The sequence below is a fragment of the Pseudomonas sp. RIT-PI-o genome, assembly GCF_001297215.1.
GTDB classification, from domain to species: domain Bacteria; phylum Pseudomonadota; class Gammaproteobacteria; order Pseudomonadales; family Pseudomonadaceae; genus Aquipseudomonas; species Aquipseudomonas moraviensis_A.
This window is the reverse complement of record NZ_LHPA01000024.1, coordinates 248,799-263,978: the sequence shown is the minus strand read 5'-3', so window position 1 is coordinate 263,978 and position 15,180 is coordinate 248,799. Positions and strand designations below refer to the sequence as shown.

The window sequence follows — 15,180 nt, the reverse complement described above, 5'->3', positions numbered from 1 at the left end:
CTAGACCAGAATCAGGTTGTCACGGTGAACCAGTTCCGGTTCAGCCATGTAACCGAGCAAACCGACAATCGCATCCGACGACTGACCGATGATTTTTTGCGCCTCCAGGGCGCTGTAATTGGCCAGCCCCCGCGCGATCTCACGACCGTCCGGCGCCACGCAGACCACCATCTCACCACGCCGGAAACTGCCCTGAACCAGTTTCACCCCTACCGGCAGCAGACTTTTGTTGCCCTTGGACAACGCCGACACTGCCCCTTCATCCAGCACCAGAGTGCCACGGGTTTGCAGATGCCCCGCCAGCCACTGCTTGCGCGCCGCGAGCATGCCGCGCTCAGGCGACAGCAGCGTACCGATGCGCTCGCCCGCCTTGAGGCGATCGAGCACGCGCTCAAGCCGCCCACCGACGATGATGGTGTGCGCCCCGGAACGCGCCGCCAGGCGCGCCGCGCGCAACTTGGTCTGCATGCCGCCGCGCCCCAGAGCACCGCCGGTACCGCCGGCGACCGCATCGAGCGTCGGATCATCGGCGCGCGCTTCATAAATCAACTGCGCATCAGGATTGTTGCGCGGATCGGCGTCGAACATGCCGTCGCGATCGGTGAGGATCACCAGCAGATCGGCCTCGACCAGATTGGCCACCAGCGCCGCCAGCGTGTCGTTGTCGCCGAAACGGATTTCGTCGGTCACCACGGTATCGTTTTCGTTGATCACCGGAATGACTTTCAACTCGACCAACGCACGCAAGGTGCTGCGGGCGTTGAGGTAGCGCTTGCGGTCAGACAGGTCGTCGTGGGTCAGGAGAATCTGCGCGGTGTGCCGGCCATGCTCGGCGAAGCTCGATTCCCACGCCTGCACCAGACCCATCTGACCGATCGCAGCGGCCGCCTGCAACTCGTGCATGGCACTGGGTCGCGAGGTCCAGCCCAAGCGACTCATGCCGGCCGCCACCGCCCCGGAGGACACCAGCACCAGCTCGACGCCCGCTTCATGCAGCGCCACCATCTGCTCGACCCAGACACTCATTGCCGCGCGATCCAGCCCTTTGCCATCAGCTGTCAGCAAAGCGCTGCCGATCTTCACGACCCAACGCTGCGCACCTGTCACCTTGCTCCGCATCATCTTCAACCTTAGCTTGAGGGCAGCGCGACCTGGCACTGCCCGTGACGTTAATCGTGGCGATTGCTGACCAACGATCGATTTCCGGATACTAAAACGCCGCTCGATTGAGCGGCGTTCAAGTTTATCGCAACGGATCAGTCACGCACGTAAATGATTTCCGGACCGTCTTCGTCATCCACATCTTCTTCGTCCCAGTCATCGTCGCCGATGTCATGGACCGACTTCACGCCACTGCGGCGCAGGGCACGCTTGTCGTCCAGCGCCTGCAACTGCGCACGGGCTTCATCTTCGATGCGCTGATCGAGATCGGCCAGCTCTTCCTTGTACGCAGGGTCTGCGGCCAGGCGATCGGCACGGTCTTCCATATAACGCATGATGTCGTGGCACAGACGCTCGGTACCGATCTTGGCGATGGCCGAGATCACGTACACCGGACCGGTCCATTCCAGACGATCGACGATTTCCTTGACGCGAGCATCGTGCTCTTCTTCAAGGATCTGGTCGCACTTGTTCAGCACCAGCCAGCGATCACGCTCAGCCAGCGACGGGCTGAATTTGATCAGCTCGTTGACGATCACTTCAGCCGCGTCCGGAGCACTGGAATCATCCAGCGGCGCCATGTCGACTAGGTGCAGCAGCAGACGGGTACGCGCCAAGTGCTTGAGGAAGCGAATGCCCAGGCCGGCACCGTCGGAAGCGCCTTCGATCAGACCCGGAATGTCGGCAATGACGAAGCTCTTCCAGCGATCGACGCTGACCACACCGAGGTTTGGCACCAGCGTGGTGAACGGGTAGTCGGCGACTTTCGGCTTGGCCGCCGAGACCGAACGGATAAAGGTACTTTTACCGGCATTCGGCAAACCCAGCAGGCCGACGTCGGCCAGCACTTTCATTTCCAGTTTCAGGTCGCGCTGCTCGCCCGGCTTGCCCGGCGTGGTCTGACGCGGCGCACGGTTGGTACTGGATTTGAAACGGGTGTTGCCCAGACCGTGCCAGCCGCCCTGCACTACCATCAGTTTCTGGCCGGCCTTGGTCAGGTCGCCGATCACTTCCTGAGTGGCGGAGTCGATCACGGTGGTGCCGACCGGCACGCGCAGGATCAGATCTTCACCCTTCTTGCCGGTGCAGTCGGTGCTGCCGCCGTTGGAGCCACGCTCGGCATCGAAGTGGCGGGTGTAACGGTAGTCGACCAGGGTGTTGAGGTTTTCGTCAGCCATCATGTAGATGGAACCGCCGTCACCGCCATCACCACCGTTCGGGCCACCGTTCTCGATGAATTTTTCCCGACGGAAACTCATGGCACCGTTGCCACCGTCACCAGCCTTTACGCGAATCGATACTTCATCAACAAACTTCATAACCAACGCCTCTCGCCGTACGGACGAGCCGAAAAACAATCAAGACATAAGACTCTTGCAAAAATGAGCGCAGCGACCCCAAGACACGACCTGCATCGCACGCCGACAGCCCATACAAACAGCTTTGCAAGAGACTCACCCCACAAACGAAAAAGCCCCGTCGCAAGACAGGGCTTCTCCAGCGATCTCGCGATTAAGCCGCGATTACGCTCACGTAACGACGACCGAAGGCGCCCTTTACTTCGAACTTGATCACGCCTTCGATTTTAGCGAAGAGAGTGTGATCCTTGCCCATGCCAACGCCGTAGCCAGCGTGGAATTGGGTGCCGCGCTGACGCACGATGATGTTGCCGGCCTTGATGACCTGGCCGCCATACATCTTCACGCCAAGGCGTTTGGCTTCTGAGTCGCGACCGTTACGGGTACTACCACCAGCTTTTTTGTGTGCCATGAGTTCAATTCTCCTAGTGAGGAATTAGGCTGTAATTAAGCCTGAATACCGGTGATTTTGATCTCGGTGAACCACTGGCGGTGGCCCATACGCTTCATGTGGTGCTTACGGCGACGGAACTTGATGATGCGGACTTTATCGTGACGACCTTGGGAGATCACTTCAGCCTTGACGGTTGCGCCAGCAACAACTGGTGCGCCGATGTTCACGTCGTCGCCATTGGCGACCAGCAGAACGCGATCAAAAGTCACGGATTCGCCAGTAGCGATTTCCAGTTTTTCGATCTTCAGGTATTCACCTTCAGCGACCTTGTATTGCTTACCGCCGGTAACGATTACTGCGTACATGGTATTTCTCCGATAATCCTGCTCACCCAGCTCTTTATAAGAAGAGGTATTGGCTGGCATGGCTGCATGGGGCTGGAACGGCCCAAGTGCAATTGCGTAAGGCAGGTGCTGCCCAGGAAGTTCAGGGTGCGCGATTGTACGCAAGCAATCTGCGTCGCGCAAGTGGCCGTCTATCGCGCCTTGACAGGTCTGGACGGGGGTCCTAGCATGCCGCGCAACCCTTCTGGAGCGACTCTCGCTGATGCAACCCCAAGCTTTCTACCGCGCGGTGGCGGACGATTTTAGCGCCGTCGACGGCATCATCAAGAAGCAGCTGACGTCTCGAGTGCCGCTGGTATCGAAAATCGGCGATTACATCACTTCGGCCGGCGGCAAACGCCTGCGTCCTTTATTAGTGTTGCTGTGTGGCAAGGCCCTGGGTCGCGAAGGCGACGACATGCGCCTGCTGGCCGCCACCATCGAATTCCTGCACACCGCGACCTTGCTGCATGACGACGTCGTCGACATGTCCGGCATGCGCCGTGGCCGCTCGACCGCCAACGCCATGTGGGGCAACGCTCCAAGCGTGCTGGTCGGCGATTTCCTGTATTCGCGCTCGTTCGAAATGATGGTCGAACTGGGCTCGATGCCGGTCATGAAGATTCTGTCGCAAGCCACGCGCATCATCGCTGAAGGCGAAGTGTTGCAGCTGTCCAAGGTGCGTGACGCCAGCACCAGCGAAGAAACCTACATGGAAGTCATCCGCGGCAAGACCGCGATGCTCTTCGAAGCATCGACCCACAGCGCCGCCGCCCTGGCCGGCGCCACCGCCGAGCAGAGCGAAGCCCTGCGCACCTTCGGCGATCACCTGGGTGTGGCATTCCAGCTGGTTGATGACCTGCTTGACTACAAAGGCGACGCGGAAACCCTGGGCAAGAACGTCGGTGACGATCTGGCCGAAGGCAAGCCGACCCTGCCGTTGATCTACACCATGCGCGAAGGCACGGCCGAACAGGCAGCACTCGTGCGTCAGGCGATCCAGAAAGGCGGGATCGAAGACCTGGAAAGCATCCGCATCGCCGTCGAAGCGTCGGGATCGCTGGAATACACCGCGCAACTGGCCCGCGATTACGTGGCCCGTGCGATCAAGTGCCTGGAAGCGCTGCCGGCCAGCGAATATCGCGATGCACTGGTTGAACTGAGCGAGTTCGCGGTCGCCCGCACGCACTGATTCATCCCCTGTGGGAGCGAGCCTGCTCGCGAAAGCAATCTGCCAATCGACTCAATGTTGACTGACACAGCGCTTTCGCGAGCAGGCTCGCTCCCACAGTTGTTTCTGCGCTATGCCCTTCGCAGCCTAAAACCCTATACAATGTGCGCCCTTTAGCCCTCCTGATACCCAAGGAACCTTAGTGAGCACGTTGCCACCCTGCCCGAAATGCAATTCCGAATACACCTACGAAGACGGCACCCAACTGGTCTGCCCCGAGTGCGCCCACGAGTGGTCTGCCAGCGGCGAAGCCGAAGTGGCGGCCGATGATGCCGTGAAGAAAGATTCGGTCGGCAACGTCCTGCAGGACGGCGACACCATCACCGTGATCAAGGATCTCAAGGTCAAGGGCACCTCGCTGGTGGTCAAGGTCGGCACCAAGGTCAAGAACATCCGCCTGTGCGATGGCGATCACGACATCGACTGCAAGATCGACGGCATCGGCCCGATGAAGCTCAAATCCGAGTTCGTCAGAAAAGTCTGAGCCTTGTGTCATCCATCCCGCGCCAGCCGTGGGATGGAGCGTTGCCCTCCCCGCTTCAGCTCAATGAATCCGCGCATGGCCATCAGCCAGCCATTTTGACCTGACACAACCTTTATCTGGAAAAATCCACGATCCGCCAATAGGCACTTGCTATTTGATGAATAAGAATTATTCTCATTGAAACCTTTCAAGGAGATGAGACCCATGACTTATTTGATCGACGCCTGGCTGGATCGCCCACACCCGTACCTCAGAATCCTCCATCGGGAAACCGGCGAAGTCTGTGCGGTGCTTGAAGAAGAAGCCTTGCATGAACTGCAGGATCAAGGTGATCTGGACGTCAGCAGCCTCAATTCCAGCGAGCCGCTGGTGCTCAAGGAGCTGGTGCGCAATCTGTTCCTGTTCTGCTATGCCCGGGCATTGCGCCCGACCAATGAGCTGCACAACAAGATCGAAATATGAAACGCGGTCAAAACTGTAGGAGTGAGCCTGCTCGCGATAGCGGTGTGTCAGCCAGCCAATCAACAACTGACACATCGCGTTCGCGAGCAGGCTCACTCCTACATTGGCCTGCCATCAAGCAGGCTGGGGATTACAGAACGTCCAGCAGCTCGACGTCGAACACCAGAACGCTGTGCGGCGGGATGCTGCCCACGCCTTGTGCGCCGTAAGCCAGTTCGCTCGGCACGTACAGGCGCCATTTGCTGCCGGCGTTCATCAGTTGCAGGGCTTCGGTCCAGCCAGCGATCACGCCGCCAACCGGGAACTCGGCAGGCTGGCCGCGCTCGTAGGAGCTGTCGAACACAGTGCCGTCGATCAGCGTGCCGTGGTAGTGCGTGCGCACTTGGTCTTCACGGGTCGGCTTGGCGCCGTCGCCCTGGGTCAGCACTTCGAATTGCAGGCCGGAAGCCAGGGTGGTGATGCCGTCACGCTTGGCGTTTTCCGCGAGGAAAGCCAGGCCTTCGCCAGCCGCGGCCTCAGCCTTGGCAGCCGCTTCGGCTTGCATGATTTCGCGGATCACCTTGAAGCTGGCGGACATTTCTTCCTGGCCAACACGGCTTGGCTTGCCGGCGAAAGCGTCGGTCAGACCGGCCAGGATCGCGTCCAGGCTGACACCCGGTGGCGGGTTGTCGCGCAGCTGGTCGCCAAGTTGACGGCCGATACCGTAGCTGACGCGGGTTTCGTCGGTGGACAGATTTACTTCGGACATGACACTGCTCCGCTGTGCGGACGGCCACAGGACTTGCCGTGCGTGCACAGCGCGTCCCGGCGCGCCCGGAACCAAAAGGGCGAGCAGACTAGCACAGATACCCCGGGCCTGGGGCCGGCCCTACAGCGCCGAGCGCCAGGCGAGCGGCACTTTCAGGCTTTCATTGATGCCACCGCCCAAACCGCACATTTCGTCGTGCACCGAGGTGTGCACCAGATTGAACGGCAGCACCGGAAACGCATGCAGCATGTCCCGCGCGTGCTCGACAGAACGAAGAGTCAGGGTTTTGCCCAGCGGATCATGCAGCGGATGAGCCGCCCCGTGCATGCGCGCTTCCAGCAGATAGATCCCGCCTTCCATGGAAATCAGATTCAACTCATCGACCTTGCCGGCGATGGCATACGCGTTCAACTCTTGCAGGTTCATGGAAGCACCTCAAACGGTGGAGAATCGCACCATTACAGAGTTAGGCCGCTGCGCTTGAAAGCACAAGCCACAAACGAAACCGCCCGTCTGTTTCGCAACAGACGGGCGGTTCTTCGTAACTTGAAGGGTTGATCAGTGCTTGGTGACCTTGTCGAGGTAGCCCATGGCGAACGCGGACACCACAAATGTCATGTGAATGATCACGTACCACATCAGGTGCTCGGGATCGACATTCTTGGCGTCCATGAAGATACGCAGCAAGTGGATCGAGGAAATCGCCACGATCGACGCTGCGACTTTCATCTTCAGCGACGACGAGTCCATGGTGCCCAGCCAGCTGAGCTTCTCTTTGCCTTCGTCGATATCCAGTTGCGAGACGAAGTTCTCATAGCCGGAAATCATCACCATCACCAGCAGACCACCCACCAGCGCCATGTCGATCAGCGACAGCAGCACCAGAATCAGGTCCGATTCGGCCATCGCGAAGACGTTGGGCAGGATATGGATGATTTCCTGGAAGAACTTCAATGCCAGCGCCAGCAAACCGAGGGACAGGCCGATGTAGATCGGCGCCAGCAGCCAGCGGGTGGCGTACATTGCATTTTCAATAAAGCGTTCCATTGAATCTCACACAAGGGGCTGGAAATGGCGGCGAGTATAACAGCCCGCTGTGACAGCCAGAAACCGCCGGAAAATCCGCCACCTGCGTGTGTGTGACAAAGTTTTTCTGCTAGTGTCCAAGGCATTGACAGCCCAATGACAGTGGACAGGACGCGTGGAAATGGATGTGCGATCAGCCTTGACGACTGCCGGAATCTGCCTTGCCTTGCTCATCGGTGGTTGCTCGCCCGGCGATGAAAAGCACGTCGCCAACCTCGACGAAAAGACGGCCACGTTCGAACAGTCACTGGACACGATCAGCGATCCGAAGCTCAAGGACGCCATCACCGAACTCGGCGGTTCGCTGCTGTTGCTGGAACGGGCCCGACTCAAGCTCGACGACATCACGCCGCACACTGAATACGGCGCCGACGCCCTCGCCGTGCTCAAGCACTACCCTACCCCGCAGGCGCTGGTCGATACGTTCATCAATGGCCTGTTCGTGCTGCACAAGGACGCCAGCTCGGATTACCTCACCGACCTGCAACCGGTGTTTCCTTTCAACCTGAACATTCCCGGCGGTTTTCTGTTCCCGCACGGCATCGAGTGGCACTCGGTGACGCTGAGCAACAAACGCGTGATCGCCTGGCAGCCGGAGTGGTCGGAAACCGATCCGGGCATTCAGCTCAGCCCGTCCAGCTCCAACGTGACCAACCCCGATGATCTGACGGTGACCTACCCGTTCATCGATGGCCTCAACGTAGACAAGAAAAGCCTGCCACAACCGGTCAGCCTGCAAGGCCAGGTCGAAGTGATCGCGCCCCGGCGGCTGTACAGCTTCGACCTGACGCAGAAAGACGTCGGCCAGACCCGCAGCAATGACAACCTCAGCGTCAAACTGCTCAAGCTGGAGAAGAACTACGCCGAGGTCGAAGTCAGCAACAGCCTGCCATTGGCCGCAGAAGTCGCCGAGGCCCGCATCAATCCGCTCATCGTTCAGGCCCGCGACGCCAGCGGCCAATACCTGGTGCGCGCCGGTTCGATCAACGAGAGCCCGGAGCAGGTCGAGTTTTATCAGCACCAACTCACCCAGTTACAGAAGCAGAAGAGCTGGAGCGACGCCCTGGAAAAACAGCTCAGCGACGATCAGCAAGCCTTCGAGAAAGAGCATCCGCGCCGTTACAACAAGGTGTATTTCCACGGCCCGATCGACACACTGGAAGTCAGCGTGCTCGACTTCTCCTCGGCGACAGTGACGCGCAAACCCCTGGACCTGCCGGTTCGCACTTTCGATCCGCACACCACGGCCAAAGCCGTGCAGCCGCTTGACCTGCCGGTGGTGGTTTACGACGATCTCGCCGCGAACTGGCTCAAAGGCGCGGACCTGACCGAAGAACAACTGAAGGCCGGCGTGCGCATTCATCAATCCGTGGAAGAGCCGAGCGCGGCGCGTATCGAGTTTTCCCACCGCCGCACTTTCAACGACGAACTGCTTGGCGACGAACTCAACCCCGGGGTCAGCCCGGTAACCTTCTTCACGGAAAAGCGCGGCGGCAAACTCGACGAGCCGATCGAGCTGCCACCCGAGGCGTACCAGGTCGATCCGCTGCAAGCGACGATTACTTATGATCTGAATCTGTTTCCGGAAACCCCGGCGATCGCCGTGGGCTCGATGCCGCTGTTTCTGGCCACGGTGGCGAAACAATCCTACGACGCGCAGTCATTGCCCAAAGGCCTGGCGATCAAGGACAACACACTGGTGGTCGACCTGAAAGCCTTCCCGCCCAACGAGTGGCGTTTCTTCGTCAAGGACGACAGCGGCCACTATCTCAAGCAGATTCTCTCGGTCAGCCACGACGCCAGCACCGAAGGCCCGGCGCTACTCGGCGTGCACTACTTTTACGGTCGCCCGACTCGCGTGGAAACCTATCAGCGCACCGACCTCGCCACCGTGCAATACGGCTTCGAGGTCAAGCTCGACAAGGCGCCGGTGGACCAGACGGCGCCTTAACCGTTAAGGCTGCGCCCACGACCGCCGTTGATCTGCCGCAACTGAGCTTGCAGGTGCAGGCTCCAGATCTGCGGATCATCGGCGAGTTCGTAGCCATGCAAGGTCAGGCTTTCAACGATGGTGTCGAGAATCGACTCGGCCGCCACCGGGCCGTGGAACGGGCCCTGGGCTTTGATCGCGGAAGGTTGTTCGCCGGCCATGCCGGCCGCGAAGAGCAGCGTCCACATGCCGTTGTCGCCGGCCAGCGGCTTGACGGCGCATTCGATCCGGGTCACCAGACCCAGGCATTGACGGGTGAGACAGAGGTTGCGCGACATGGCGGCGACCCTCGGTAAAGCCGTTATTCAGCCCCACGGGAGGACTGGCTCGATCCAGTGATACTGTCGATATCCTTGACCTGAGAATAGAAGAAAAGTGTCCCGCGCAAGCCAAATGGAACCAGAAGGCGCCGAATGGTCATTGTGTGAAGTTTGGCGCCAGAGTCGTGACACATTCCCCGAAGATCAATGCAAAACCTGATCTGCAAAACAAATGTAGGAGTGAGCCTGCTCGCGATGGCGGAGTGTCAGGCAACTTTTTGTCGACTGATACTCCGCCATCGCGAGCAGGCTCACTCCTACAGTTTGACCGCGCTTGGCTTAAGCGGGTTTGGCTTCGGCGAGGGCCTCTTGCGCCAGTTCCTTCTCGGCCTCTTTCAGGTCCTCTTCGCTGATCATCTCGGCGATATCGCGCAGGCGCTCGACCACGCGGGCATTGATGCTGCCTTCGGGGAATTCGCCATCGGCATTCGGCTCACCGGCCGGCTCGCCGACCAGCAGGCTCAACGCCTCATCGGCCTGCCGCACTGCGTAGACATGGAACTGCCCGGCGCGTACGGCGGCGAGGACTTTCTCGTCGAGCATCAGCGTGGCGACGTTGGCCTGAGGAATGATCGCGCCCTGCTCGCCAGTCAGGCCGCGCGCTTCGCAGAGGCGGAAGAAGCCTTCGATCTTCTCGTTGACCCCGCCGACCGCCTGCACCTCACCGAACTGGTTGATCGAACCGGTGATGGCGAAGCACTGCTTGAGCGGCGTTTTCGACAGCGCCGAAATCAGCGTGCACGCCTCGCCCAGCGACGCACTGTCGCCATCGACGTAGCCGTAGGACTGCTCGAGGGCGATGCTCGCCGAGATCGCCAGCGGGAATTCCTGCGCGTAACGGCTGCCCAGATAGCCGGTGAGAATCATCACGCCCTTGGAGTGGATCGGCTGGCCGAGGTTGACCTCACGCTCGATGTCGACGATACCGCTGCCGCCCGGGTACACCGTGGCGGAGATCCGCGCCGGCACACCGAACGCCGAGTCGCCGACTTCCAGCACCGTCAGACCGTTGCACTTGCCGACCGCCGCACCATCGGTGTCGATGAGGATGATCCCGGCGAGCATGTCGTCGAGAATCCGCGCCGAGACGCGCCCGGTGCGGGTGGCCTTGGCTTTCAAAGCTCGCTCGATATGCCCGGCATCGGTCATCTCATCGCCGGCCAGATGGCGGATGAAATCGGCCTCGCTGACCAGTTGGAACAGATCGCCGATACGCGCCGACAAGCGTCCCTGATGCTCGGCCAGCCGTGCGCTGTAGGTCGCCAGCCGCGCCACCGCATCGGCGGTCAACGGCGCCATGCCTTCTTCCGAAGTGCGGGTTTTCAGCAGTTGGGCGAACTGCTCGAGGCTTTCGTCGACCATCGGGATGTCTTCGTCGAAGTCGACCAGAACGCGGAACATCTCCTGGAAGTCCGGATCGAGGTCCTGCAGCGTGTAATACAACTGCCGCGCACCGATGATGATGACTTTGACCTGCAACGGAATGTGCTGCGGATTGAGGGTCACGGTGGCGAAGCGGCCCATCTCGCCCAGCGGCGATTCCATTTTCAGTTTGCGCGATTGCAGGGCGCGTTTCAGCGCATCCCACACGAACGGCTCGCTGAGCATTTTTTCTGCTTCGAGAATCAGGAAACCGCCATTGGCGCGATGCAGCGCGCCCGGGCGCAACTGTCGATAGGTTGTATAGAGCGCACCTTGATCGGTGGTGTACTCGATGCGACCGAACAGGTTTTCATAGGTCGGATGCGGCTCGAAAACCACCGGTGCACCGCCGCTGGCCGGATGCCCGACCACCAGGCTGGGTGCGTATTGCTCTTCCAGCAACTTGCGCGCGACGGCGTCGGTCTTGCTGTCATCGACCAGTTGCTCGACCACGGTTTTCAGCAGGTAGACCTGCATGGCCTGCAGGTAACCGCAGACCGCAGCGTTTTCCGCGTACTTCTCCGACAGCGGCGCCAGCAACGGCTGCAACGCCAGGGTGATGGTTTCTTCGTTGAGCTGACGCAGTTGATTGTTCGACTCGCGCTTCCACTGCGGCAGGCTGGCGAGTTCTTCGTTCAGGCGCTCTTCGAGGCCGGAAATGTCGTCGTGGAAACGCTCGCGCTCGGCTTCCGGCAACTGCGCGAATTCAGCTTCGTCGAGGGCCTTGCCGTCGAGCATCGGCGTGAAAGCGATGTTGCTGCTGTCGCGGTACAGGGCGACGTCTTTTTCCAGGGCCAGGCGCTCGATGATGTCCAGCGCCTTGTCGTAGCGCTGGTTGAAGGCGCGGTCGATGGCGCTTTTTTTCTGCTGATACGAAGGGTGTTCGAAGACGGCCGGGAAAGTCGCCAGCAGGTTGTCGATCAAGCCGTTGATGTCGCCGATGAACGAGCCCGCCGTGCCCGATGGCAGCTCCAGTGCGCGCGGTTCGCGCGGCTCATCGAAGTTGTTGACGTAGACCCAGTCTGCCGGGGTCTGCAGGCGCTTGCCCTCGGCTTTCAGGTAGCGTTTGACGAACGAGAAGCGGCCGGTGCCCGGCTCGCCCATGACGAATACGTTGTAACCGGGGCGTGGCATCGCCACACCGAACTGCAAGGCTTCGACCGCGCGCTCCTGGCCGAGCACACCGCGAAAGGGCTCCAGATCATTGGTGGTAGTGAAGCTGAACTGTTCAGCGGAAAACGGACGAGTCAGCGCTTCGGGCGCAAGACGCAGGCTGGCAGCAACAGGATCAGGCATCGGGCTTCCTTAACAATCAGGCGGGGCAGGTAGCGGCATTCTGGCGCTGCCCGTGCCCCACTGGCAAGGCGCGCCACATGACAAAGCATAGACAAGCGCGCGGCGGGTCGGCGCGTCCCGATAAATCAGAGGTTTATTCCAAATATTTTGCAAAAAGTCACGGAACCGCTGGAACGTGCCTAAACTCCAAACTGCGCGGCTGGAACTAATACCGGCCCACTGACACTTTCGGCGCTGTCCTCGGGCAGAGTACGAAAGGCCAGAACCCTGTCCATTGGTATGCACATAAAGAGAACAAAGCTATGAAACGGATTCTTCTCGGTACTCTCTTCACCGCTGTATCCATCAACGCAATGGCGCAAGCCCCGGGCGGCCCGGATTGCGGTTGGGGCAACATGCTGTTCGAAGGTCAGCGTGGCACCCCGGCGCACTTCCTTGCTTCCACCACCAACGGCACTTCCGGTAACGCCACGTTCGGTATGACTTCCGGCACCAACGGTTGCTCGACCAACGCGTCGCTGACCTACGGCGGCAAATCCTGGTTCGCCATGAATGGCATGATGAACGAGCTGTCCGAAGACATGGCCAAAGGCAACGGCGAAGCGCTGACCACCTATGCCGTGGTACTGGGCGTAGCACCGGAAGACCGCGCGCATTTCGCGGCCGTGACCCACGAGCACTTCCAGCAGATCTTCAGCAAAGCTGACGTGACCGCTGAAGACGTGCATACCAACACCCTGGCGGTACTGAAATCGGACCCACGTCTGGCCAAGTACGCAACTCAGGCTTAAGCTCGACCCCGCCCGCTTCCTTCGGGGAGCGGGTTTTGTTTTTTCGGCCCGTCCCTCTTTGGGTCTTTATTTCTTTCCTGTTCAAGTTGCCGACTATGCTCAAACGCCTTGCCTGGCTGGCGCTCTGTGTCTGCGCCCCGCTGTCCGCCGCGCCTCACATCGATCCTCAACGTTTGCAGCAACTGGCCAACGACCGCTTCTGGATTTCCCTCGGTCATTACGAAACCGCCAAGCTCGGCGGCTGGCGCAGCTATGTCAGCGACAAGAAATTCTTTCTCGCCCCCGATGGCAACGAACATCCGGACCGCGAACTGGCCGCCACCGTGCAGGCGCTGTACGCCCCGGCCAGCCTCGGCGAGCAACACGCCCAATGCGTTTACCCGGCGCGTACACGCTGGCTGAAAGCACAGCTCAATCTCTCCGACCTGCCCGCGCCGGAGTGCGCGGAATATAAAAAATGGTTCAAGGACGTCTCGCCGCACAGCGCGGTGATGATTTTCCCGGCGGCGTATCTCAACAGCCCTTCGTCGATGTTCGGCCACACCTTGCTGCGCATTGACCAGGCGGACGTGCAGGCCGACAAGACCTCGCTGCTCAGCTACGCGATCAACTTCGGCGCCTACATCGAGGGCTCGGACAACAGCATTCTGTATGCCTGGAAAGGCTTGATGGGCGGCTACCCGGGGCTGTTTGCACTGGTGCCGTATCAGGAAAAGCTCTCTGAATACCGCAGCCTGGAAAACCGCGACCTGTGGGAATACCGGCTCAACCTGACCCAGGAAGAAACCGCACGCATGGTCGAGCATGTGTGGGAGCTCAAGCAGATCCAGTTCGACTATTTCTTCTTCGACGAAAACTGCTCGTATCGCTTGCTTGAGCTGCTGCAAGTGGCGCGGCCGAGCCTGCGCCTGACCGAACAATTCCCGCTGACCGCAATCCCGACCGACACCGTCAAAGCGGTGAAAGAGGCCGGGCTGGTCGAGCACATCGAATATCGCCCGTCCCGCGAACGTGAACTGCTCAGCCGCGCCGAGCCGTTGAGCGATGAAGAACAGCAATGGGTGCTCAAGGTCAGCGCCGATCAAAAAGTCCTGCAAGAGTCAACGTTCAAAGCCCTGCCCCGCGCGCGTCAGGCGTTGATCGTCGATGCCGCCTATCGTCTGGAGCGCTACCGCGCCAACGGCCAGGAACGCGACCCGCAGAGAGCGCAGCGCAGCTTCGAACTGCTGCGCGCGATCAACAAGAACCCGGCGCCGGAGCTGGAAATTCCGCAACCCGGTCTGCCCGAAGATGGCCACGAGTCCCGCACCTGGCAGGCCGGCCTCGGTACGCGCGGTGATCGCGCCTTTGGCGAATATGGCCTGCGCATGGCCTATCACGACCTCAACGACAACGCCGAAAGCTTTCCCCTCGGCGCACAGATCGAGATCCTGCAACTGAAGCTGCGTCAGTACGAAGGCAATGACTGGCAGTTGCAGCAACTGGATCTGGCCACCATTCGTTCGCTGACACCGCGCAACGAGCTGCTGCAGCCGCTGTCCTGGCAGGTCACCGGCGGCCTCGAGCGCGTGCCGGGCAAGCATGATGACGAAACACTGGTCAGCCACGTCAACGGTGGCGGCGGCGGTACGTGGCAGTTGGGCGAAGACGTACTCGGCTTTGCCCTTGGCACGGTACGCGTGGAACACAACAACGACTTCGCCGAGTTTGTTTCCCCGGCCGGTGGCTTCAATACCGGCGTGCTGTGGAAAAACCCGCTGGGCAACCTGAGCCTGGAGGCCAAGGGCGATTATTTCTTCAACGGCGAAGTGCGCCGCAGCCTGAGCCTGAACCAGCAATGGGAGCTGTCGCGCAACCTCGGTTTGCGTTTGAGCGCGCAGCGCGAGTTCAGCCACCTCGCCACACCCGAAACCGAAGTCATGCTCGAAGTGAAGTGGTATCACTACTGATCCCGGACATGCCCCTGTAGGAGTGAGCCTGCTCGCGATAGCGGTATTCCAGTCGCTCTATCATCGACTGATAGATTGCTATCGCGAGCAGGCTCACTCCTACAG

General features: G+C 60.2%; 15 protein-coding genes. 6 read left to right on the top strand and 9 right to left on the bottom strand.

The window, feature by feature from the left end:
- From proB to rplU, 4 genes are all read right to left on the bottom strand, one after another.
- Positions 1 to 1,119, bottom strand: coding sequence for a glutamate 5-kinase (gene proB, locus AEQ63_RS16335; RefSeq protein ID WP_042610505.1), 1,119 nt, complete (start codon positions 1,117 to 1,119; stop codon positions 1 to 3).
- Between the two features lie 137 nt (positions 1,120 to 1,256).
- The gene (gene cgtA, locus AEQ63_RS16330; RefSeq protein WP_016773122.1) at positions 1,257 to 2,480 is read right to left on the bottom strand and encodes an Obg family GTPase CgtA; all 1,224 of its coding nucleotides are present in this window, start codon (positions 2,478 to 2,480) and stop codon (positions 1,257 to 1,259) included.
- Positions 2,481 to 2,673: 193 nt separating this feature from the next.
- Positions 2,674 to 2,931: a 50S ribosomal protein L27 gene (rpmA, locus tag AEQ63_RS16325; RefSeq protein ID WP_016773121.1), complete on the bottom strand. Its 258-nt coding sequence runs from the start codon at positions 2,929 to 2,931 to the stop codon at positions 2,674 to 2,676.
- Between the two features lie 35 nt (positions 2,932 to 2,966).
- Positions 2,967 to 3,278, bottom strand: coding sequence for a 50S ribosomal protein L21 (gene rplU / locus AEQ63_RS16320; RefSeq protein ID WP_007924746.1), 312 nt, complete (start codon positions 3,276 to 3,278; stop codon positions 2,967 to 2,969).
- Positions 3,279 to 3,519: 241 nt separating this feature from the next.
- Here rplU and AEQ63_RS16315 point away from each other — a divergent pair, with 241 nt between their 5' ends.
- The 3 genes from AEQ63_RS16315 (at position 3,520) to AEQ63_RS16305 (ending at position 5,473) form a co-directional block, all read left to right on the top strand.
- Positions 3,520 to 4,488, top strand: a complete 969-nt coding sequence (locus AEQ63_RS16315; protein WP_016773120.1) for a polyprenyl synthetase family protein — start codon at positions 3,520 to 3,522, stop codon at positions 4,486 to 4,488.
- A gap of 181 nt (positions 4,489 to 4,669) precedes the next feature.
- Entirely contained in the window at positions 4,670 to 5,011 is a 342-nt protein-coding gene (locus tag AEQ63_RS16310) for a zinc ribbon domain-containing protein YjdM (RefSeq protein WP_016773119.1), read from the top strand.
- A gap of 204 nt (positions 5,012 to 5,215) precedes the next feature.
- Positions 5,216 to 5,473, top strand: coding sequence for a PA4570 family protein (locus AEQ63_RS16305; RefSeq protein ID WP_016773118.1), 258 nt, complete (start codon positions 5,216 to 5,218; stop codon positions 5,471 to 5,473).
- A gap of 130 nt (positions 5,474 to 5,603) precedes the next feature.
- Here AEQ63_RS16305 and AEQ63_RS16300 read toward each other — a convergent pair whose 3' ends face one another.
- The 3 genes from AEQ63_RS16300 to AEQ63_RS16290 all read right to left on the bottom strand — a co-directional run bounded on the left by AEQ63_RS16300 (position 5,604) and on the right by AEQ63_RS16290 (position 7,268).
- Positions 5,604 to 6,221 (bottom strand): FKBP-type peptidyl-prolyl cis-trans isomerase, encoded by a 618-nt coding sequence (locus tag AEQ63_RS16300; RefSeq protein ID WP_016773117.1) that lies wholly within the window; start codon positions 6,219 to 6,221, stop codon positions 5,604 to 5,606.
- 120 nt (positions 6,222 to 6,341) lie between these two features.
- Complete coding sequence (locus AEQ63_RS16295) at positions 6,342 to 6,647, bottom strand: DUF6482 family protein (RefSeq protein WP_042610506.1); 306 nt, start codon at positions 6,645 to 6,647, stop codon at positions 6,342 to 6,344.
- A gap of 132 nt (positions 6,648 to 6,779) precedes the next feature.
- Entirely contained in the window at positions 6,780 to 7,268 is a 489-nt protein-coding gene (locus AEQ63_RS16290; RefSeq protein ID WP_016773116.1) for a TIGR00645 family protein, read from the bottom strand.
- Positions 7,269 to 7,428: 160 nt separating this feature from the next.
- Here AEQ63_RS16290 and AEQ63_RS16285 point away from each other — a divergent pair, with 160 nt between their 5' ends.
- Positions 7,429 to 9,258, top strand: a complete 1,830-nt coding sequence (locus AEQ63_RS16285) for a hypothetical protein (protein WP_064364105.1) — start codon at positions 7,429 to 7,431, stop codon at positions 9,256 to 9,258.
- Here AEQ63_RS16285 and AEQ63_RS16280 read toward each other — a convergent pair.
- A complete protein-coding gene (locus AEQ63_RS16280; protein WP_016773114.1) occupies positions 9,255 to 9,575 on the bottom strand; it encodes a PA4575 family protein in 321 nt (106 codons plus the stop codon). The two genes, AEQ63_RS16285 and AEQ63_RS16280, sit on opposite strands and share 4 nt — an antisense overlap.
- A gap of 321 nt (positions 9,576 to 9,896) precedes the next feature.
- Positions 9,897 to 12,335 (bottom strand): Lon protease family protein, encoded by a 2,439-nt coding sequence (locus AEQ63_RS16275; protein ID WP_042610508.1) that lies wholly within the window; start codon positions 12,333 to 12,335, stop codon positions 9,897 to 9,899.
- Between the two features lie 302 nt (positions 12,336 to 12,637).
- On the opposite strand from AEQ63_RS16275, the gene AEQ63_RS16270 reads away from it, so the two are divergent.
- Entirely contained in the window at positions 12,638 to 13,126 is a 489-nt protein-coding gene (locus AEQ63_RS16270; protein ID WP_007909797.1) for a DUF3015 domain-containing protein, read from the top strand.
- Between the two features lie 95 nt (positions 13,127 to 13,221).
- On the top strand, positions 13,222 to 15,075 hold the full coding sequence (locus tag AEQ63_RS16265; protein WP_064364104.1) for an Lnb N-terminal periplasmic domain-containing protein: 1,854 nt from the start codon (positions 13,222 to 13,224) through the stop codon (positions 15,073 to 15,075).
- The last annotated feature ends 105 nt before the right edge of the window (positions 15,076 to 15,180 follow it).